The sequence below is a fragment of the Mesorhizobium sp. M7A.F.Ca.US.005.03.2.1 genome, assembly GCF_003997795.1.
GTDB classification, from domain to species: Bacteria; Pseudomonadota; Alphaproteobacteria; order Rhizobiales; family Rhizobiaceae; genus Mesorhizobium; species Mesorhizobium ciceri.
The window spans coordinates 1-1555 of record NZ_RZRP01001141.1; the positions used below are offsets into that span (position 1 = coordinate 1).

2 protein-coding genes are annotated in these 1555 nt (G+C 62.5%); both read left to right on the forward strand.

Translation table 11 applies throughout. The features are described 5' to 3' along the window. Positions 1–634: zinc-binding dehydrogenase (locus EN991_RS35550; protein ID WP_164769636.1), on the forward strand; the 634-nt coding region annotated here is incomplete at its 5' end. A 9-nt stretch (positions 635–643) separates the two neighbouring features. After that, complete coding sequence (locus tag EN991_RS35555; protein ID WP_127370476.1) at positions 644–1192, forward strand: hypothetical protein; 549 nt, start codon at positions 644–646, stop codon at positions 1190–1192. Positions 1193–1555 lie beyond the last annotated feature (363 nt).

Consider the following 1555-nt stretch of genomic DNA (forward strand, 5'->3'; position numbering starts at 1 on the left):
GTGCGACATAGAGCCTACGGATACGGTTGCGGTGTGGGGCTGCGGCCCAGTCGGGCAGATGGCAATACGCAGTGCCCTGCTGCTCGGCGCCAAACAGGTGGTGGCGATCGATTGCCTGCCGGAACGGCTTTCCATGGGGGCGGCCGGCGGTGCCATCACCATTAATTTCGCCGAGGAAAGTGTCGTCGAACGGCTGCAGGAACTCACCGGCGCAAATGGCCCGGAGAAGTGCATCGATTGCGTCGGCATGGAAAGCCATGTCTCGCTGGCCCAGCCCGACACCGTCTACGATCGCGCAAAGCAGTTGATGCTGATGGAAAATGATCGACCGCATGTGTTGCGCGAGATGATCTATGTCTGCCGGCCGGCCGGCGTGATCTCGATCCCCGGCGTCTACAGCGGGCTGGTCGACAAGATTCCGATGGGACAGGCGATGAACAAGGGCCTCACCTTCCGCATGGGGCAGACCCATGTCACCCGTTGGACCGAGGATCTGCTGCGCCGCATCGTGGACGGCCAGATCGACCCTTCCTTCGTCATCACCCATACCGTCGGGCTCGAGCAGGGACCCGAGATGTACAAGGTGTTCCGCGACAAGCAGGACAGCTGCATCAAGGTTGTTTTGAAACCGTAGGGAATCGTCATGAACGTGGTCGCTAAACTCACCAACATCACCCGATCGCCTGGCGATCCCAAAGTGCTGCAGGCCGGGCCGAGTGTGGCCGATGCCTTCGATGGCCTTGCCCGCAAGCTCGGCTGGTTCAGCATCGCGCTGGGTGTCGTCGAGCTGGTTGGTGCCGAGCGGATTGCCGGTGCGCTCGGCATGAGCGGCAAGCAAGATCTCATCCGAGCCTATGGGGCGCGGGAGATAAGCAGCGGCATACTCTCGCTTTCCGTGGACAAGCAGGCTGGGCTTTGGAGCCGGGTGGCTGGCGACGGCCTGGACATCGCGACGTTGCTGTCAGCTTATCGGCATGACAATCCAAAGCGCGACAACGTGGGCATTGCGCTTGCCGTGGTCGCCGGCATCGCTTTGCTCGACATCATCGGTGCGAAAGGCGTCACCGCGCGCCACTCTCGCAGGGGGACCAAGCCGCGCGACTACAGCGATCGCAGCGGCTTTCCCGCAGGCACTGCCGCAGCCCGCGACTTTGCCCGCTCTGAGCGCGGCCAGGAGTCCGGCGCCGCCTGACAGAGTTGCCGAAACCTTCCGCTATAAGCTAGTCTGGGTTTCCAGCCCTAAAACCAGGTTACCGATTTTGAGCTCGAGCGAGATCGTAGCCGCGCAACTTGCTATCGACCCGGCCCCATCCTGCACATGCCGATTTCTACGCCGGATGCGACCTGCTCGACACGCCCCAGGCGTGGGTGGGGCGCAGTGCCTGCGAATTCGCCGATGGCGCTGACGATTTCCCGGCCGTCAGCATCGGTGATGATGGTGGCGTAGCGGGTCCGCCAACTTCCCGCCGCCAAGGCGGGTTTTTTGTTTCTGCCCCTTCGCGATCAAGGCTCCGGTCAGGCAGTTTCGAGACGATGACGGCCAGTGACACCAATC

Bases quoted from the DNA above. Each gene is read 5' to 3' on its own strand.
- EN991_RS35555 (WP_127370476.1), top strand. From the start codon at position 644: ATGAACGTGGTCGCTAAACTCACCAACATCACCCGATCGCCTGGCGAT.